Raw genomic sequence first — 18,127 nt, forward strand, 5'->3', positions numbered from 1 at the left:
TTGTACACAGTTAGTTAATGTAATAACTTCTTTTATTATCAATACTACAGAGTACTTATCCACAGATTTTGTCTTGACTAATAATAATAAATAATATCATTATTTTTTTTTTTTTTTTTAAATAAATAAATTATAAAAAACAAAAACATCTTTTTTAATTTCTTATGTTTAATCTTAACATGTGTTATCTTTAACTAAATATTAATATTTATATAAAATAATTTTAGAATTTTTTAAAGGGTTTTTTGTATGTGTGATTTAAAAAATTTTGATGTAATTGTTATTGGTGGAGGACATGCTGGTACGGAAGCAGCTATGGCTTCATCAAGAATGGGTTGTAAAACTTTATTATTAACTCAAAAAAAATCAGATTTAGGAGCTTTGTCATGTAACCCAGCTATTGGAGGAATAGGTAAAAGTCATTTAGTAAAAGAAATAGATGCTTTAGGTGGTATTATGGCTGAGGTGATTGATCATTCAGGTATTCAATTTAGAATTTTAAATTCTAAAAAAGGTCCAGCTGTTAGGTCTACTAGGGCTCAAGCTGATAGAATTCTTTATCATAAAAATGTAATTAAAATATTAGAAAAACAAAATAATTTGTTAATTTTAGAGGAAGAAGTTAAAGATTTAATTTTTAAAAATTATACTGTTATAGGTGTATCAACAAAAAATGAAATTGAATTTTATTCTAGAGCTGTTGTTTTAGCAACAGGTACTTTCTTAGATGGTAAAATTCATATAGGATTTGATACTTATCCTGCGGGTAGAATGGGAGATAAATCCTCTCAAGATTTATCTTTTCGTCTTAGAGAATTAGATTTAAGAGTTAATAGATTAAAGACTGGCACACCACCTAGAATTGATATTAAAAGCATTAATTTTAATAGTTTGTTCGTTCAGCATGGTGATATACCTGTTCCAGTTTTTTCATTTATGGGTAGTGCTTTAAATCATCCTAAACAAATACCATGTTATTTGACACATACTAATGAGAAAACACATGAGATTATACGTAATAATTTAGATAAAAGTCCAATATATGCAGGTTTTTTAAAGGGTTTAGGACCTCGATATTGTCCTTCCATTGAAGATAAAATTGTACGTTTTCCTGATAGAAATGCGCATCAGATTTTTTTAGAACCAGAAGGATTGTCTAGTTTTAAAATTTATCCTAATGGAATTTCAACTAGTCTTCCTTTAGAAATTCAAAAAAAAGTAGTAAGATCTATTAAGGGGTTAGAAAAAGCTAAAATTATAAGTCCTGGATATGCTATTGAATATGATTTTTTTGATCCAAAAGATTTAAAACTTACTTTAGAAAGTAAGTTAATTAATCGTCTTTTTTTTGCTGGACAAATTAATGGAACAACTGGTTATGAAGAAGCAGCTTCTCAAGGCTTACTAGCTGGTTTAAATGCAGCATTGTCTGCCATGAATTTAGAGTCTTGGTTTCCTAGACGTGATCAAGCGTATTTAGGTGTTTTAGTTGATGATCTTACTACACAAGGTACAAAAGAACCATATCGTATGTTTACTTCAAGAGCTGAATATCGACTAATATTAAGAGAAGATAATGCCGACTTGCGTTTAACTGATATTGGTCGCAAACTTGGGTTGATAAATGATTCTCGATGGATTCGTTATAATGAAAAAATTTTAAATATTAGAACTGAGACTAATCGTTTAAAGACAATAAAAATAAATGCTTTATCATCTGATGCTTATGTTTTAAGTCAATTATTTAATATACATTTAACAAAAGAAACTTTTGTTAGCGAATTATTAAAAAGACCAGAAATCACGTATAAAAAATTGAGATCTTTAGAAGTTTTTCAAGATGGAATTTATGATTTAGAAGCAATTGAACAAATCGAAAATGAAATTAAATATGAAGGTTATATTAAACGACAAACAGAAGAAATTAATCGACAGATTAAAAATGAAAATACCTTTTTATCTTCTATTGAAGATTATAATAAAATAAAAGGTTTATCTAATGAGGCTGCGACTAAATTAAATAATTATAAACCTATTTCTATTGGTCAAGCAGCACGAATTTCTGGTATTACACCAGCCTGTATATCAATTTTATTGATTTATTTAAAAAAAGAGTCTTACAAAAATTTTTTATAGTACATAATTATTTGATTGATTATTTTTATTAAATATTTCTATTGTTTATAAAAATTAAAGTTTGATTTTAATACATTTAAAATACATAATAATTGTTTATTGAATATTAATTTGATTATTTTAAAAAATATTTTTTAATTTTGTAATATTTTTTTATTGTATAATCTTTTTTGAAATTATAAAAAAATGAGAAAAAACTATGATTTTAGAAAAGATATTAGATCCTCAAAAATATATTAGTCATCATTTGAATCATTTACAGATAGATTTATGTAATTTTAAAATTGTTCCACCAGGAACATGTTCTTCGCATTTTTGGATTTTAAATATTGATTCAATACTTTTTTCTTTTATATTAGGAAGTTTTTTTTTAAGCATTTTTTATATAGTAGGAAGAAGCATCACTCAGAGTGTACCAGGTAAGATGCAGGCTTTTATTGAATTAATTTTTGAATTTATTAGTACAAATGTGAATAGTATGTATCAAGGTAAAAATGCTCTTATTGCACCTTTATCATTAACAGTTTTTATTTGGGTTTTTTTAATGAATGTAATGGATTTAGTTCCTATTGATTTGTTTCCCTTTGTTTCTGAAAAATTATTTAAATTGCCGGCTATGCGTATTGTGCCTTCTGCTGATATTAATATTACGTTATCGATGTCATTTGGTGTGTTGATTTTAATTTTATTTTATACTATTAAAATGAAAGGATTTATAGGTTTTTTAAAGGAGCTTACTTTACAACCATTTAATCATCCTATATTTTTTATTTTTAATTTGATATTAGAATTTGTTTCATTATTATCTAAGCCAATTTCTTTAGGATTGCGCCTTTTTGGAAATATGTATGCAGGGGAAATGATTTTTATTTTGATTGCAGGTTTACTTCCATGGTGGTCACAATGTTTATTAAGTGTGCCATGGGCTATTTTTCATATTTTAATAATTTCATTGCAAGCTTTTATTTTTATGGTTTTAACGATTGTTTATTTATCAATGGCTTCACAATCTCATGAAAATTAAAATATTCTAGGAATTTATTAAAAAACTGGAGTGTGTAAATGGGACATTTAAATATTGATATGCTTTATATAGCTGTAGCTTTAATGGTAGGACTAGCATCAATTGGCGCGGCAATTGGAATTGGTATTTTAGGCGGTAAATTTTTAGAAGGAGCTGCTAGACAACCTGATTTGATTCCTTTATTAAGAACACAGTTTTTTGTTGTAATGGGATTGGTGGATGCCATTCCAATGATTGCAGTAGGTTTAGGTTTATATATGCTTTTTGCTATTTCATGATTTTTTTATTTTATTTTTTTTTAAAAAAAAATATTTTTTTGATTACTGAGTAAAATCTTTACGTTTGTTTAAACAATAACGTAAAGATTAATTTTCATTTTAATACAGAAAGGTGCATTACTGTGAATCTTAATGCGACAATTCTTGGACAGGCTATATCATTTATTTTCTTTGTTTGGTTTTGTATGAAGTATATTTGGCCTCCCATTATTTTAGCTATTGAAACTAGACAGAAAGAAATCAAAAAATCGTTAATTGATTCTCAAAAAGCTCAAAAAGAGTTATGTATTATTCAAAAATCAATTGATAAAAAAATTAAAGAAGCAAAAGAAAAAGCATCTAAGATTATTAATGAAGCTAATAGACAAAAATTGTTAATTTTAGAAGATGCTAAATTAAAAGCATTAGAAGAGAGTCAAAAAATTCTTACAAACACACAATCAGAAATTGATATAAAATTTTTGCATGCACGCAAAAAATTACATAAAGAGATAGTTAATTTATCTTTTTTTATGGCAGAAAAAATTATTAAAAAAAATATTTGTAAAAATGAGAATACAGATTTAGTGAACGAATTAATTGCTTCTTTATCAGAGGTAAAATATTAATGTCTCTAGAACATACTATTTCTAGACCTTATGCTACAGCAATTTTTAATATTGCTGTTCGTGAAAATTCGATTCAAGAATGGAAAGAAATATTAATTTTTCTAAATATGATTGCGTCTTGTCGAAAGATTAGAAGATTTTTATCAGGATCTTTATCACCTAAGTATTTATCGTTAGTTTTCATCACTATTGCTGGTGATATAATCAACGAAAACGTAAAAAATTTAATAAAATTATTAGCTGAAAATCAACGTCTTAAATTTCTGAAAAATATATTAGAACAATTTTTACAGTTAGAAGCATGTCATAAAAAAATTTTAATTGTTGAATTAAGAACAGCATCGCTGTTGAAGGAAAAACAAATTGTTAAAATACGAAGAGTACTAGAAAAATCTTTATTAAGTAAAATTAAATTTATATATAAAATTGATAATTCTATACTTGACGGTATTATTGTAAAAGTAAATAACACTGTTTTTGATTTTTCTGTTAGAAGTTATCTTAAACAATTATCAGATGCTTTAAATTTTTAAGAGACATATAATATATGCAATTAAATTCCACAGAAATCAGTGAATTAATTCAAAAAAGAATAGCTCAATTTGAAGTTTTTAACGAATCTTATAATGAAGGTACAATTATTTCTGTCAGCGATGGAATTATAAGAATAAATGGTTTATCTGATATAATGTTAGGTGAAATGATTTCATTACCTAATAATGAATATGCTATTGCTTTTAATATTGAACGAGATATAGTTGGTGCAGTAGTTATGGGGCCTTATATTCATATTACTGAAGGCATGAAAGTGAAGTGCACGGGGAGAATTTTAGAAGTTCCAGTAGGTGTTAATTTATTAGGGCGAGTTGTTAATGCGTTAGGTGATCCTATTGATGGAAAAGAGTCTATAATAAATGATGGTTATTTTCCAGTAGAAGCTAATGCACCTGGTGTAATTGATAGACAGACTATTAGTCAACCAATACAAACAGGCTATAAAGTTATTGATGCAATGATTCCTATTGGTCGAGGACAGCGTGAGTTAATTATTGGTGATAGACAAACAGGAAAAACTGCACTGGCTATTGATACAATTATTAATCAAAAAAAAACTAGTATTAAGTGTATTTATGTTGCTATTGGACAAAAATTTTCTACTATTATTAATGTTGTTAAAAAATTAGAAGAAAATAATGCTTTATTAAATACAATTGTAGTGGTAGCTTCTGCTTCAGAAGCAGCTGCTTTGCAATATTTAGCACCATATTCTGGTTGTGCTATGGCAGAATATTTTCGTAATCAAGGAAAAGACGTGTTAATTGTTTATGATGATCTTTCTAAACATGCAATAGCTTATCGTCAAATTTCTTTATTACTACGTAGACCGCCAGGTAGAGAAGCTTTTCCAGGAGATATATTTTATTTACATTCTCGTTTATTAGAACGCGCAGCTCGAATTTCTTTAAAGCATATTCAGGACATCAATAAAAATAAACATATTCAACAAACAGGTTCTATTACAGCTTTACCTATTATTGAAACACAAGCTGGTGATGTTTCTGCTTTTGTTCCTACCAATGTAATTTCTATTACTGATGGTCAAATATTTTTAGAATCAAATTTATTTAATTCAGGTATTCGTCCTGCTGTCAATCCTGGTATATCTGTTTCTCGTGTAGGTAGTGCTGCACAGAGTAATATTATAAAAAAATTATCTTCTGGAATTCGAACAGCATTAGCTCAATATCAAGAACTTGCAGCATTCTCACAATTTGCATCTGACTTAGATGAAGTTACTCGAAAGCAATTAAATCATGGTCAAAAAATTACAGAATTATTAAAGCAAAAACAATATTCACCTTTTTCTATAGCTGCACAAGCACTTATACTTTTTATTGCAGAAAATAATTTTCTTGACGATATTTCTGTTGATGATATTGTTACATTTGAACAATCAATATTAATTTACGCGTATAATAATTATCCAGATTTAATGAAAAAAATTAATGAAGAAGGTAATTTTAACACAGATATAAAAGAACAATTTGTAAAATTAATTACTAATTTTAAAAAAAATCAATTTTAATAAATTTTTTCTAATAAGTAAAAAAAGAGACGATAGTGGCAAGTACAAAAGAAATAAGAAATCAGATAATTAGCGTTATTAATACAAAAAAAATTACTAAAGCTATGGAAATGGTTGCAGCATCTAAAATGAGAAAAACTGAATATAGAATGCAATCAGGTCGGCCATACTCTGATATTATCAGAAAAGTGATTGATCATGTTGTGCAAGGGAATTTAGAATATAAACATAATTATTTAGAAAATAGAGTCATTAAACGTATTGGAATAATTGTAGTATCTACTGATAGAGGTTTATGTGGTAGCCTGAATACTAATTTGTTTAAAAAAGTATTATTTAAAATTCAAAAATTTACTCAAATCAATGTACCCTGTGATCTGATTTTATTTGGTTTAAAAAGTTTATCTTTTTTTAAATTATGTAGTACTACAATTCTTTCTAAAATGAGTCATTTAGGAGAAAATCCTAATGTTACTAAGTTAATTGCTTCTATAGAAGTTATATTAGAAGAATATAAATGCAAACGTATAGACAAAATCTTTATTGCATATAATAAATTTTATAATAAAATGTTGCAAAAACCTAAAATTATGCAATTACTTCCTTTATCTAGATCAGAAAAAAAAAATATAAGTAATAAAAAATGGGATTATTTATATGAACCAGATTCTAAATTAATTTTAGATATATTATTTAAGAGATATGTAGAATCTCAAGTATATCAAAGTATTTTAGAAAATATAGCAAGTGAACAAGCGGCTCGTATGATTGCTATGAAAACAGCAACAGATAATAGTGGCAATCGAATTAAGGAACTACAATTAATATATAATAGAGTTCGACAAGCTAATATTACTCAAGAATTAACTGAAATTGTTGCAGGCGCATCAGCAGTTTCAAGTGATTAAAAATCAGTTAGAGGTTTTAAACGATAATGGCTACTGGAAAAATTATCCAAATTATTGGTGCCGTAGTTGATGTAGAGTTTCATCAAGATTCAGTGCCAAAAATATATAACGCTTTAGAAGTGCAAAACAAAGCATACAAACTTATTTTAGAAGTGCAACAACAATTAGGAGCAGGTATAGTTCGAACGATTGCAATGGGTTCCTCCGATGGTTTAAAAAGAGGTTTAGTTGTCGTTGATCTTGGACATTATATCAAAGTTCCAGTGGGAGAGGCAACGTTAGGACGCATTATTAATGTACTAGGTGAAACAATAGATAATAAAGGTTTATTAAAAAGTAAAAAAAATAATTCTAACATAGAATATTGGGAAATTCATCGTTCTCCTCCTAGCTATCAAGAGCAAGCAAGTTCTCAAGAAATACTAGAAACTGGTATAAAAGTTATTGATTTAATTTGTCCTTTTGCAAAGGGCGGTAAAGTTGGTTTATTTGGTGGTGCTGGTGTAGGTAAAACTGTAAATATGATGGAATTAATTCGAAATATTGCTATAGAACACTCTGGTTATTCAGTTTTTACTGGAGTAGGAGAGAGAACGCGTGAAGGGAATGATTTTTATCATGAAATGAATGATTCTAAAGTTTTAGATAAAGTTTCTTTAGTATATGGACAAATGAACGAGCCACCAGGTAATAGATTACGAGTTGCTTTTACAGGTCTTACTATTGCAGAAAAATTTCGCGATGAAGGCAAAGACGTTTTACTTTTTATTGATAATATATATCGTTATACTTTGGCAGGAACAGAAGTTTCCGCGTTACTAGGACGCATGCCATCTGCAGTTGGTTATCAACCAACTTTGGCAGAAGAAATGGGTTTACTACAAGAAAGAATTACTTCTACTAAAAAAGGTTCAATTACGTCTGTGCAGGCTGTTTATGTACCTGCTGATGACTTAACAGATCCGTCACCTGCGACAACATTTGCTCATCTAGATTCTACAGTGACATTAAGTCGTCAAATAGCATCATTAGGTATTTATCCGGCTATTGATCCTTTAAATTCTACCAGTCGTCAATTAGATCCTTATATAGTAGGTGAAGAACATTATCAAACTGCATTAGGTGTGCAATCAATATTACAAAGATATCAAGAATTAAAAGATATCATTGCTATTTTAGGAATGGATGAACTATCGGAAAAAGATAAATTATTAGTATCAAGATCACGTAAAATACAAAGATTTTTATCTCAACCCTTTTTTGTAGCAGAAGTTTTTACTGGTTTTCCCGGGAAATATGTCTCATTAAAGGATAACGTTCGGGCTTTTAAAGGAATTATAGAAGGAGAATTTGATGATTTGCCGGAACAAGCATTTTATATGGTAGGTTCTATTGAAGAAGTTATAGAAAAAGCTAAAACTTTATAATATTTTTTATAAAATATTTAGGATGTCTTTATGCATTTTTATTTAGATGTTGTAAGTGTTGAAAAACGTATTTTTTCTGGATTAGTAAAAAAAATACGAGTATCTGGAAGTGAAGGAGAACTTGGTATTTACCCGGGACATGTTCAGTTATTGAGTATAATTAAACCCGGTATTATACATATCTTTCATGATGATGGAAGGGAAGAATGCATTTATATATCAGGTGGCATATTAGAAGTTCAACCATCTATTGTATCTATTTTGTCAGATGTTGCTATTCGTGCTATTGATTTAGATAAAGAATCTGTTTTACAAGCGAAAAAAAATGCTGAAAAGAATATTCAAAATAAAAACGTTCAAATAAATAAGAATGAAATGTTATTAGAAATTTCTAAACAAATTGCAAAATTACGTGTCCTTGAAATGATGGATAAATTTAAATGAAAAATAATTTTTCGCGGCTGGTTATTTCCTGCCGCAATTATTTTAGAAATTTAACCCATTAAGAACTATTTTTTTAAATATCAATGTTTTCTACTTTTAAAGCGTTTTTTTGTATAAATTTTCGTCTTGGTTCTACAGAATCTCCCATTAAAGTATTGAATAAGTCATTAGCTGAACTTGCATCTTGAATAGTTACTTGTAACATGTGTCTAGTTTTTGGATTCATAGTTGTATTCCATAATTGTTCTGGATTCATTTCTCCCAATCCTTTATAGCGTTGTATAAATAAACCTTTTTTAGACTGTTTAATCAACCATTCTAATGTATTTTTAATATTATCTATATGATAGACATGTCCTCCTTTTTCTATAAAAACTTCATTTTTAAAAAGATCATTAAATATTTTACCTAAATTTGTTATTAATAAATATTCTTTACTTGTAAAAAAATCTTCTTTAAATTCGTATTTGACATGACATGAGTATCTAGATATTTTTATAGTTGGTTCAAATATATTTTTATTAACGTTTTCTTTTATTTCTACAAAATAATGATTATTATTACAATCTTTTTGATTTAATTTTTCTACTAAAGTGTTTGTCCAATTTTGTACTGTCGTCATGTTTTGTAAATTATATAAATGAGGATGATAGATTAGTTCGTTAAATATTTGTATTGGAAAATAATATTTGTTTTTTTTCATGATTAAGGGAATTGAGTTATATTCAGTAATCATTTTTTTAAATTTTTTAATATGTTGATTAATGTTAATATGATTGTTACTTTTTAAAATGAGATCTTTTAAGGCTGTTTTAATTTGATATTTATTCATTTCTTCGTCATTTTTAATATATTCTTCTTTTTTTCCTTTTTTTACTTTATATAATGGAGGCTGTGCAATATAAATGTATCCTTTTTTAATTAATTCAGGTAATTGACGATAAAAAAAAGTTAAAAGAAGTGTACGAATATGTGCGCCATCTACATCAGCATCTGTCATTATAATAATATAATTATATCTTAATTTATCTATATTATATTCATTTTTACCAATACCACAGCCTAATGCAGTAATAAGTGAAGAAACTTCTTGAGACAAAATCATTTTCTCAAATTTTGATTTTTCAACATTTAATATTTTTCCTTTCAGTGGTAGTATGGCTTGATTTGTGCGATTTCTTCCCTGTTTAGCAGAACCACCTGCTGAATCACCTTCTACTAAATAAATTTCCGAGAGTTTAGGATCATTTTCTTGACAATCAGATAATTTTCCTGGCAAAGTTCCTAAATCTAGTATTCCTTTTTTTTTATTTATTTCTTTTGCACGTCTTGCAGCTTCTCTTGTTTTTGCAGCATTGATAATTTTTTGGATAATCGATTTTGTATCAGTTGGATTTTCTAAAAGATATTCAATAAGATTTTCGTTAATTAATGATTCTATAACTGATCTTGCTTCAGATGATACTAATTTGTCTTTAGTTTGAGAAGAAAACTTTGGATCGGGTATTTTAATTGATATTATAGCGGTTAATCCTTCACGTACATCTTCACCTATTATGGTAGTTTTATTTTTTTTATTATATCCTTCTCTTTCTATATATAAATTTAATGTTCGTGTCATACCAGAACGGAAGCCAGATAGATGTGTGCCACCATCTTTTTGTGGTATGTTATTAGTGAAGCATAATATGTTTTCTTTATGAGAATCATTCCATTGCATTGCAATTTCTAATTCGATTTCATCTTTTGTGGATCGAAAATAGAATATGCGTGAATGAATTACTGTTTTTTTTATATTTAAAAATTTAATAAATGCTTTAATACCTCCTTTGTATTGATAGTGATTTTTTATATTATTTCTGTTGTCTTGTAAATAAATTGAAATGTTTGAATTAAGAAAAGATAGTTCACGTAATCGTTTGGATAGTATTTCATATTGAAATTTTATATTATTAGTAAAGGTTTTATAACTAGGCCAAAATCTTATATATGTACCTGTTATATTGGTTTTTCCGATCACAGAAAGAGGTTTTTCTGGTTTTCCATTTTTATATATTTGTTGATATTTTTTGTTGTTTTTATAAATTATTAGTTCTAATTTTTCTGATAAAGCATTAACAACAGATATACCTACACCATGTAATCCACCTGATATTTTATATGAAGAGTTATCAAACTTGCCTCCTGAATGCAATACTGTCATAATCACTTCTGCAGCTGAAATGTTTTCTTCAGGATGGATGTCAGTAGGAATTCCTCTGCCATTATCTTGTACAGATACTGAATTATCTGAATGAATAATTATTATTATTTCTTTACAATAACCTGCTAATGATTCATCAATTGAATTGTCTACAATTTCAAAAACCATATGATGTAAACCGCTTCCATCATCTGTATCTCCAATGTACATACCTGGGCGTTTTCGAACAGCATCTAATCCTCTTAAAATTTTAATATTAGAAGAGTTGTATACATTTGTCATATATATTCCTATGAATATGATTTGATTCTATAAAAAATAAGTTTTATAATAGAATATTATTGTAAATAAATTTTTAGCATTTTAATAGCATTACAACATATAGAGTAGAAGCATCATTTTCTGATTTTATTTGAATTGAATTATTATATTCGTTTATAAAAAAAAGAATATTATTGCTAGTGATAGTATTTAATATATCTAAAATATAATAAACATTAATTGATATTTCTATTGTATTACCAGAGTAATTAATATTAAATTTATCTTCTGCTGTTTCTTCTTCTTGATTATCAGAAAATAATTTAATTTGATTATTTTTAATATGCATTGTTATTCCACAAAATTTTTCATGAGATAAAATGGCTACACGTAGTAGTGATTGTTTTAATAATTGGCGATTAAAGAGAATGGGATTGTTTTCTGTATTAAGTAAAATACTTTTATAATCAGGATATTTTCCTTCAATTAATTGAGTAGTAAAAATAGATTCTTCTATATATATTCTAATATTATTTTTTCCAACTAAAATACGTATTAATTGAGGTTGAACGTTTAATAATCTATATAATTCTATAATTCCTTTTCTTGGAATAATTACTGAAAAAAAATTTATATCTTTTTCTAAATGGGTTCGTGACATAGCTAAGCGATATCCATCTGTAGCTACAGTGTATAATGATGTATTATTTTTTTCTAATAACATACCGTTTAAATAGTATCGTACATCTTGTTTACCCATAGAAAATTGAGTTTTTTCTATCATTGTTTTCAAAATGTCTGAAGATATAAAAAAATCAGAAATACAATCCAAATCATTATGATTAGGAAAGTTATCAGCAGGTAAAGTAGTTAATATATAATTGCTGTTATGAGAAATAATATGCATTTTATTTTTATTTAATTGCATTTGAATTTCTGATGATTCTGAAGAATTTCGACAAATATCTAAAATTTTTCGACCAGAAATTGTTGTAGTTCCTGGTGTATATTTTGTGGATATTTTAATATTAGAAATTAACTCTATTTCTAAATTAGTTGTTGTTAATGATAAAATTCCATTTTTCATTGTTATTAATATATTTTCTAAAATAGGAAATGAAGTATTTTTAACAATTAACCGATTTATTTTTTGTAAATGTTTAATTAAAATATTTTTTTTAATATTAAATTTCATATAATCACACTGATAAAGTTCTAATTAAATTTGAAAAGTCTTCTTTAATGTCATGACTTTCTTCTCGTAATTGTTCGATTTTACGACATGCATGTAATACTGTTGTATGATCTCTTCCACTAAAAGCGTCTCCAATTTCAGGTAGACTATGATTAGTTAACTCTTTTGCCATTGCCATTGCCATTTGTCTAGGTCGAGCTACTGAACGTGAACGTCTTTTAGATAATAAGTCTGCTACCTTAATTTTATAATATTCTGCCACTGTTTTTTGAATATTATCAATTGTGATAAGTTTTTCCTGTAAAGTTAGTATATCTCGAAGTGCTTCACGAACCAAATCTACAGTAATAGCACGATGGGTAAAATGAGCGTTAACAATTACTCGATTAAGAGCACCTTCTAATTCACGTACATTAGAACGTAATCGTTTTGCAATAAAAAAAGCAACTTCATCAGATAATGCGATATTATTTTCATCAGCTTTTTTTATAAGAATTGCTACTCTAGTTTCTAGTTCTGGTGGATCGATAGCAACAGTAAGACCCCATCCAAACCTTGATTTAAGACGATCTTCAACTCCGTTTATTTCTTTGGGATAACGATCTGAAGTTAAAATAATTTGTTGATTACCTTCTAATAAAGCATTAAAAGTATGAAAGAATTCTTCTTGTGAGCGCTCTTTGTTAGCGAAAAATTGAATGTCGTCAATTAATAATGCATCAACAGAACGATAATATAATTTAAATTTTTCAATTGCATTGTTTTGTAGTGCTCTTACCATATCTTGTACAAAACGTTCAGAATGCATATAGATAATTTTAATGTCATATTTATATGCTAAAATTCCATTTCCTATAGCATGAAGTAGATGTGTTTTTCCTAATCCTGTACCACCATATAAACACAATGGATTATAAGAGTTTCCAGGATTGTTTGCTACTTGAGATGCTGCAGCACGTGCAAGTTGATTAGATTTTCCTTCGATAAAATTTTCAAAATTATGTTTTTTGTTAATATTGGAACGATAAGATGATTTTGTAAACACTGGTATCTCATTCCAGATTGATTGTTTATCATTAGAGTTATTCGAAATATCTTTTTCAAAATTTTTTTCTTTAGAATTCTGATATATGTTAAATTTTATTAATGGAATATTAGAATCACAAAAGTCTTGCAGTATTGTTTTAATGTGAATTAAGTATTTATCTTGTACCCAATCTAAAACAAATTTATTTGGAGCATATATTTCTAATATGTTATTGTTTATTTTAGCTTTCAGAGAGCGTATCCACATGCTAAATTCTGTGGTTGGTAGCTCATCTTGTAACCGGTCAAGACACTGTTTCCAAATACAAAGTGACACAGTAGACTCCAATCGAACAAAAATTAATAAAAAATAAAATTTGGAAAATTATTGTTTTTTATATATTTATTTTGATATACATAATTTTATGTAAATAATTTACATAAAATTATATTTTTTTACATTAAAAGTTATACAATCTAAGATGGGTGAGTATAACGCAAAAGGATGTAATATATTATTGAGATATTTTTATATATCTAAAGAAGTGATTTTTAGATGTACTATTTATTTCATAAATGTAAATATAGTTATAATAACAGAATACAATATTAAAAATATTTTTTTAGATAAGTTAATTTAAAATCTGTTTTATAATTATAGACATAATAAAAAAGACTCACTGGATTAATCAAATCTTTAAAAAAATTAATTGACTATGTGATTAAGAGTATTTACTTTTGTCAAAAGTAAATTTGATAAATTATATTAATAAAAATTATTAGGTAAATATTAAAATGAAACGAACTTTCCAACCGTCAGTATTAAAACGTAATCGATCACATGGATTTAGAATTCGTATGTCAACAAAAAATGGTCGTTATATTTTATCACGTAGACGTGCTAAATTGCGAACACGTTTAACAGTTTCTAGTAAATAATAGGTTTATAGTATGATGTTGAATTATTTTTTTAAAAAAAAATCACGATTATCAAATTCTATAAATTTTCAATATGTTTTTAGTAATCCTTGTACAAAAAATACCTTAGAAATAAGTATCTTAGGACGTTTTAATTTATTAAAATATCCTAGATTAGGTTTAAGCATACCTCGTAAAAATATTAAGAATTCTCATAATCGAAATTTAATTAAAAGATTAGTTCGAGAAACTTTTCGTTTATTACAGCATAAATTAATTTTTATGGATTTTATTGTTATAGCAAAAAAAAATATTCTTAATCTAAGTAATAAAAATATAATAAATATTTTAAAAAGTTTGTGGGCGCATTATTATAGATAATTTTATCTTTGCATTAGTTGAAAAAACTATCTTGTAGTGCATGTTATTAAATTAATGTTTTTATAATACATTATTTTAGTTTGATATAATTTTAACGATTTATTTTTTATTAAAGTAATTTTTTTTAGTAGAGAGATATAATTGTTTACCGTAAAATATTAAAGATAATAGTGAATATTAATTATGGAAGTACAACGCAATTTTTTTATTTTAGCTTTTTTATTTGTTTCTTTTTTACTTTGGCAAGCATGGCAAAATCAATCATTTTTATATGATAAAAAAAATGAAAAAATAGAACCAACTTTTCATTTTATTGATAAAAAAAAACATAAAAGCCAAATTGTTATTAAAAATAATGTGGTTAGTTTATTAGTAAATATGTATGGAGGAGATATAGAAGAAGCTAATTTACTTATATATAAGGAAAAATTACATTCATCTAAACCTTTTAAATTACTTGAAACTACATCTGATTTTGTTTATCAAGCGCAAAGTGGATTAATTGGAAAAGACGGTCCAGATAGTTCAACGCATAATAGTAGACCGCTATATCTTTCTGATAAAAATTTTTTTGAATTAGATGAAAATGAAGAAGAATTACGTGTGCCAATAACATGGAACAATGAAAATGGTGTAATTTACACTAAAACTTTCATTCTTAAACCCAATAGATACGATGTTGAAGTAGAATATAATATTGACAATTCGAGTAAAAACACGTTGTATATGAATATGTTTGGTCAAATTAAACAAACGATCAAATTGCCTAAAAAACGTGATATTTATAGTGGAAATTTTGCTCTTCAAACTTTTCGTGGTGCAGCTTATTCTAGTATTGATAATAAATATGAAAAATATAAATTTGATACTATTGCTAATAATAAAAATTTACATATTGTAACGCAGAATGGATGGGTGGCAATGTTACAACAGTATTTTGCTGTTGCATGGATTCCTAATAATATAGGTCAAAATACGATATATACTTCTAGTCCAGATAATGGTGTTGCAGCAATTGGTTATACATCTCCTTCTATCACTGTTGCTCCGCATTCAAAATCTCTTATAAAATCAAAGTTATGGATTGGTCCTGAAATACAAAAAGAAATGAAATTAGTAGCACCAAATTTAGATTTAACAGTAGATTATGGTTGGTTATGGTTTCTATCTCAACCGTTATTTCAATTGTTAACTATTTTGTATAATATTGTAGGAAATTGGGGTTTTTCTATTATTCTCATTACTTTTATTATGAAAATAATAATATATCCTTTGACAAAATCGCAGTATATTTCTATGGCAAAAATGCGTGCATTACAGCCAAAAATAAAAGAAATAAAAGAATCTTTTGCAGATAATAAACAACGTATTAGTCAAGAGATGATTATGTTATATAAAAAAGAAAAAATTAACCCATTAAGTAGTTTTTTGTCTATTTTTATTCAAATGCCAGTTTTTTTATCTCTTTATTATATGCTTATAGGTTCTGTTGAATTACGCCATTCTCCTTTTTTATTATGGATTCATGATTTGTCTAGTCAAGATCCATTTTATGTATTACCCATAATAATGGGTTTAACAATGTTTTTTATTCAAAAGACGTCTTCTAATAATATTTCTGATCCTTTTCAAAAAAAGATTATGAATTTTATGCCCATTATTTTTACAGTCTTTTTTTTATGGTTTCCTTCAGGATTAGTTTTATATTACATAATTAGTAATTTAGTTACTATTATACAACAAAAGTTTATTTTTTCTAATTTAAAAAACTAATTATCTAAAAGATTTTATCTTTAGGATTATAAAAAAATCATCAATCCTTAAATTTTAAATATTTATTATGTAAGAAAAAAATTTTATGATTCTTAATGAGACTATTATTGCGCAAGTGACTTCTCCGGGAAAAAGTGCTGTCGGAATATTAAGAATATCTGGTTCTCAAGCAAAAATGGTAGCTTTCGAGATTTTAGGTAAGATTCCTCTAGCAAGGTTTGCCACTTATTCAAAATTTTTAGATCACGATGCTACAGTTTTAGATCAAGGTATATCTTTATGGTTTCCTGGTCCTTTTTCATTTACAGGTGAAGATGTATTGGAATTACAAGGTCATGGTAGTCCGCTAATTATGGATTTACTGATTAAAAGAATTTTATCTATCCATAAAGAAGTAAGAATGGCTAAACCAGGAGAATTTTCTGAACGTGCATTTTTAAATGGAAAAATGGATTTAATTCAAGCAGAAGCCATAGATGATTTAATTAATGCAGAAACAGAGTTGTCTATGCGTGCATCCTTAAATTCTTTGCAAGGAGATTTTTCTACTCACATTGGAAAATTGATAGAAGTACTTATTGATTTTCGTACTAATATAGAATTGAGTATTGATTTTTCCGAAGATGTTGAGATTGATTTTCAAAATTTAATTTATAAAAAATTTATAGAATTGCATGACAAATTTATCGAAATAAAAAAAACAACTTCACAAGGAAGTTTGTTAAAAGAAGGGAAAAAAATAGTAATTGTTGGCCCTCCTAATGCTGGAAAATCTAGTTTATTAAACATGTTATCATGTTGTGAAAGAGCTATCGTAACTGATATTCCAGGTACTACACGAGATCTTCTTTACGAAAATATTATTATTAATGGTATTTCTTGTCAATTAGTTGATACTGCTGGTTTACGTAATACAGATGATAAAATAGAACGTATTGGTATTATTCGTGCTTGGGAAGTAATTAGAAAATCTGATCATGTTCTTTTTGTTATTGATAAAACAATGATTAAATCAGAACAAAAAAAAATATGTGACGAGTTCGTAAAAAATGTTTCTGATAATAATATTAAAATAACTTTTGTTTTGAACAAAAATGATTTAGTGAAAGATAAATACAGTATTAAAAAAATAGGAAAGTTTTCATTTATTAACATTTCAGCTCGTACAGGTCAAGGTGTTGATATTTTACTTAAACATATTGTAAATATTTCTATCAATAGTAATAAAGAAGGAGTTTTTATTGCTCGTAGGCGTCATATTAATCAAATTGATTTGGCATATAACGAGTTTTTAGAAGCTGAAAAAAATTGGAAATTATTTAAAAACGTTGAATTATTAGCTGATTCACTGAATATAATGCATAGATTTTTAGGTGAGATTACGGGTCGTTTTACTTCTAATGACTTATTGAAACGTATTTTTTCTAGTTTTTGTATTGGAAAATAATATTTTTAACTT

Annotated in this window: 16 protein-coding genes; 13 read left to right on the forward strand and 3 right to left on the reverse strand. The window is 26.6% G+C overall.

Annotation, left to right across the window (positions count from 1 at the left end; genetic code table 11):
• Positions 1–249: 249 nt before the first annotated feature.
• From mnmG to AB4W64_RS00055, 9 genes are all read left to right on the forward strand, one after another.
• Entirely contained in the window at positions 250–2,136 is a 1,887-nt protein-coding gene (mnmG, locus tag AB4W64_RS00015; protein ID WP_367678023.1) for a tRNA uridine-5-carboxymethylaminomethyl(34) synthesis enzyme MnmG, read from the forward strand.
• 199 nt (positions 2,137–2,335) lie between these two features.
• Positions 2,336–3,160 (forward strand): F0F1 ATP synthase subunit A, encoded by an 825-nt coding sequence (gene atpB, locus AB4W64_RS00020; RefSeq protein WP_367678024.1) that lies wholly within the window; start codon positions 2,336–2,338, stop codon positions 3,158–3,160.
• Between the two features lie 38 nt (positions 3,161–3,198).
• Positions 3,199–3,438, forward strand: coding sequence for a F0F1 ATP synthase subunit C (atpE, locus tag AB4W64_RS00025; RefSeq protein WP_367678025.1), 240 nt, complete (start codon positions 3,199–3,201; stop codon positions 3,436–3,438).
• A 122-nt stretch (positions 3,439–3,560) separates the two neighbouring features.
• Positions 3,561–4,046, forward strand: a complete 486-nt coding sequence (locus AB4W64_RS00030; RefSeq protein ID WP_367678026.1) for a F0F1 ATP synthase subunit B — start codon at positions 3,561–3,563, stop codon at positions 4,044–4,046.
• Positions 4,046–4,579 (forward strand): F0F1 ATP synthase subunit delta, encoded by a 534-nt coding sequence (locus AB4W64_RS00035; RefSeq protein ID WP_367678027.1) that lies wholly within the window; start codon positions 4,046–4,048, stop codon positions 4,577–4,579. The genes AB4W64_RS00030 and AB4W64_RS00035 overlap by 1 nt, the downstream gene beginning before the upstream one ends.
• A gap of 14 nt (positions 4,580–4,593) precedes the next feature.
• Positions 4,594–6,132 carry a F0F1 ATP synthase subunit alpha gene (atpA, locus tag AB4W64_RS00040; protein ID WP_367678028.1) on the forward strand — a complete coding sequence of 513 codons (1,539 nt, stop codon included), beginning with the start codon at positions 4,594–4,596 and terminating at the stop codon, positions 6,130–6,132.
• A gap of 35 nt (positions 6,133–6,167) precedes the next feature.
• Positions 6,168–7,040 (forward strand): F0F1 ATP synthase subunit gamma, encoded by an 873-nt coding sequence (gene atpG, locus AB4W64_RS00045; protein WP_367678029.1) that lies wholly within the window; start codon positions 6,168–6,170, stop codon positions 7,038–7,040.
• A 26-nt stretch (positions 7,041–7,066) separates the two neighbouring features.
• Positions 7,067–8,467 (forward strand): F0F1 ATP synthase subunit beta, encoded by a 1,401-nt coding sequence (gene atpD / locus AB4W64_RS00050; protein ID WP_367678030.1) that lies wholly within the window; start codon positions 7,067–7,069, stop codon positions 8,465–8,467.
• Positions 8,468–8,497: 30 nt separating this feature from the next.
• A complete protein-coding gene (locus tag AB4W64_RS00055; protein ID WP_367678031.1) occupies positions 8,498–8,911 on the forward strand; it encodes a F0F1 ATP synthase subunit epsilon in 414 nt (137 codons plus the stop codon).
• A 73-nt stretch (positions 8,912–8,984) separates the two neighbouring features.
• Here AB4W64_RS00055 and gyrB read toward each other — a convergent pair whose 3' ends face one another.
• The 3 genes from gyrB to dnaA form a co-directional block, all read right to left on the reverse strand.
• Positions 8,985–11,396 (reverse strand): DNA topoisomerase (ATP-hydrolyzing) subunit B, encoded by a 2,412-nt coding sequence (gene gyrB / locus AB4W64_RS00060; RefSeq protein ID WP_367678032.1) that lies wholly within the window; start codon positions 11,394–11,396, stop codon positions 8,985–8,987.
• A gap of 73 nt (positions 11,397–11,469) precedes the next feature.
• Positions 11,470–12,570 carry a DNA polymerase III subunit beta gene (gene dnaN, locus AB4W64_RS00065; protein WP_367678033.1) on the reverse strand — a complete coding sequence of 367 codons (1,101 nt, stop codon included), beginning with the start codon at positions 12,568–12,570 and terminating at the stop codon, positions 11,470–11,472.
• A gap of 4 nt (positions 12,571–12,574) precedes the next feature.
• Complete coding sequence (gene dnaA, locus AB4W64_RS00070) at positions 12,575–13,933, reverse strand: chromosomal replication initiator protein DnaA (RefSeq protein WP_367678034.1); 1,359 nt, start codon at positions 13,931–13,933, stop codon at positions 12,575–12,577.
• A 458-nt stretch (positions 13,934–14,391) separates the two neighbouring features.
• Here dnaA and rpmH point away from each other — a divergent pair, with 458 nt between their 5' ends.
• From rpmH to mnmE, 4 genes are all read left to right on the forward strand, one after another.
• Positions 14,392–14,535: a 50S ribosomal protein L34 gene (gene rpmH, locus AB4W64_RS00075; RefSeq protein ID WP_158356321.1), complete on the forward strand. Its 144-nt coding sequence runs from the start codon at positions 14,392–14,394 to the stop codon at positions 14,533–14,535.
• Between the two features lie 12 nt (positions 14,536–14,547).
• Positions 14,548–14,895, forward strand: a complete 348-nt coding sequence (gene rnpA / locus AB4W64_RS00080; RefSeq protein WP_367678035.1) for a ribonuclease P protein component — start codon at positions 14,548–14,550, stop codon at positions 14,893–14,895.
• Between the two features lie 183 nt (positions 14,896–15,078).
• Positions 15,079–16,668, forward strand: coding sequence for a membrane protein insertase YidC (yidC, locus tag AB4W64_RS00085; RefSeq protein ID WP_367678036.1), 1,590 nt, complete (start codon positions 15,079–15,081; stop codon positions 16,666–16,668).
• Between the two features lie 85 nt (positions 16,669–16,753).
• Positions 16,754–18,115 carry a tRNA uridine-5-carboxymethylaminomethyl(34) synthesis GTPase MnmE gene (mnmE, locus tag AB4W64_RS00090; RefSeq protein ID WP_367678037.1) on the forward strand — a complete coding sequence of 454 codons (1,362 nt, stop codon included), beginning with the start codon at positions 16,754–16,756 and terminating at the stop codon, positions 18,113–18,115.
• The last annotated feature ends 12 nt before the right edge of the window (positions 18,116–18,127 follow it).

It is taken from the genome of Buchnera aphidicola (Brachycaudus tragopogonis) (genome assembly GCF_964059175.1).
GTDB classification, from domain to species: domain Bacteria; phylum Pseudomonadota; class Gammaproteobacteria; order Enterobacterales; family Enterobacteriaceae; genus Buchnera; species Buchnera aphidicola_BM.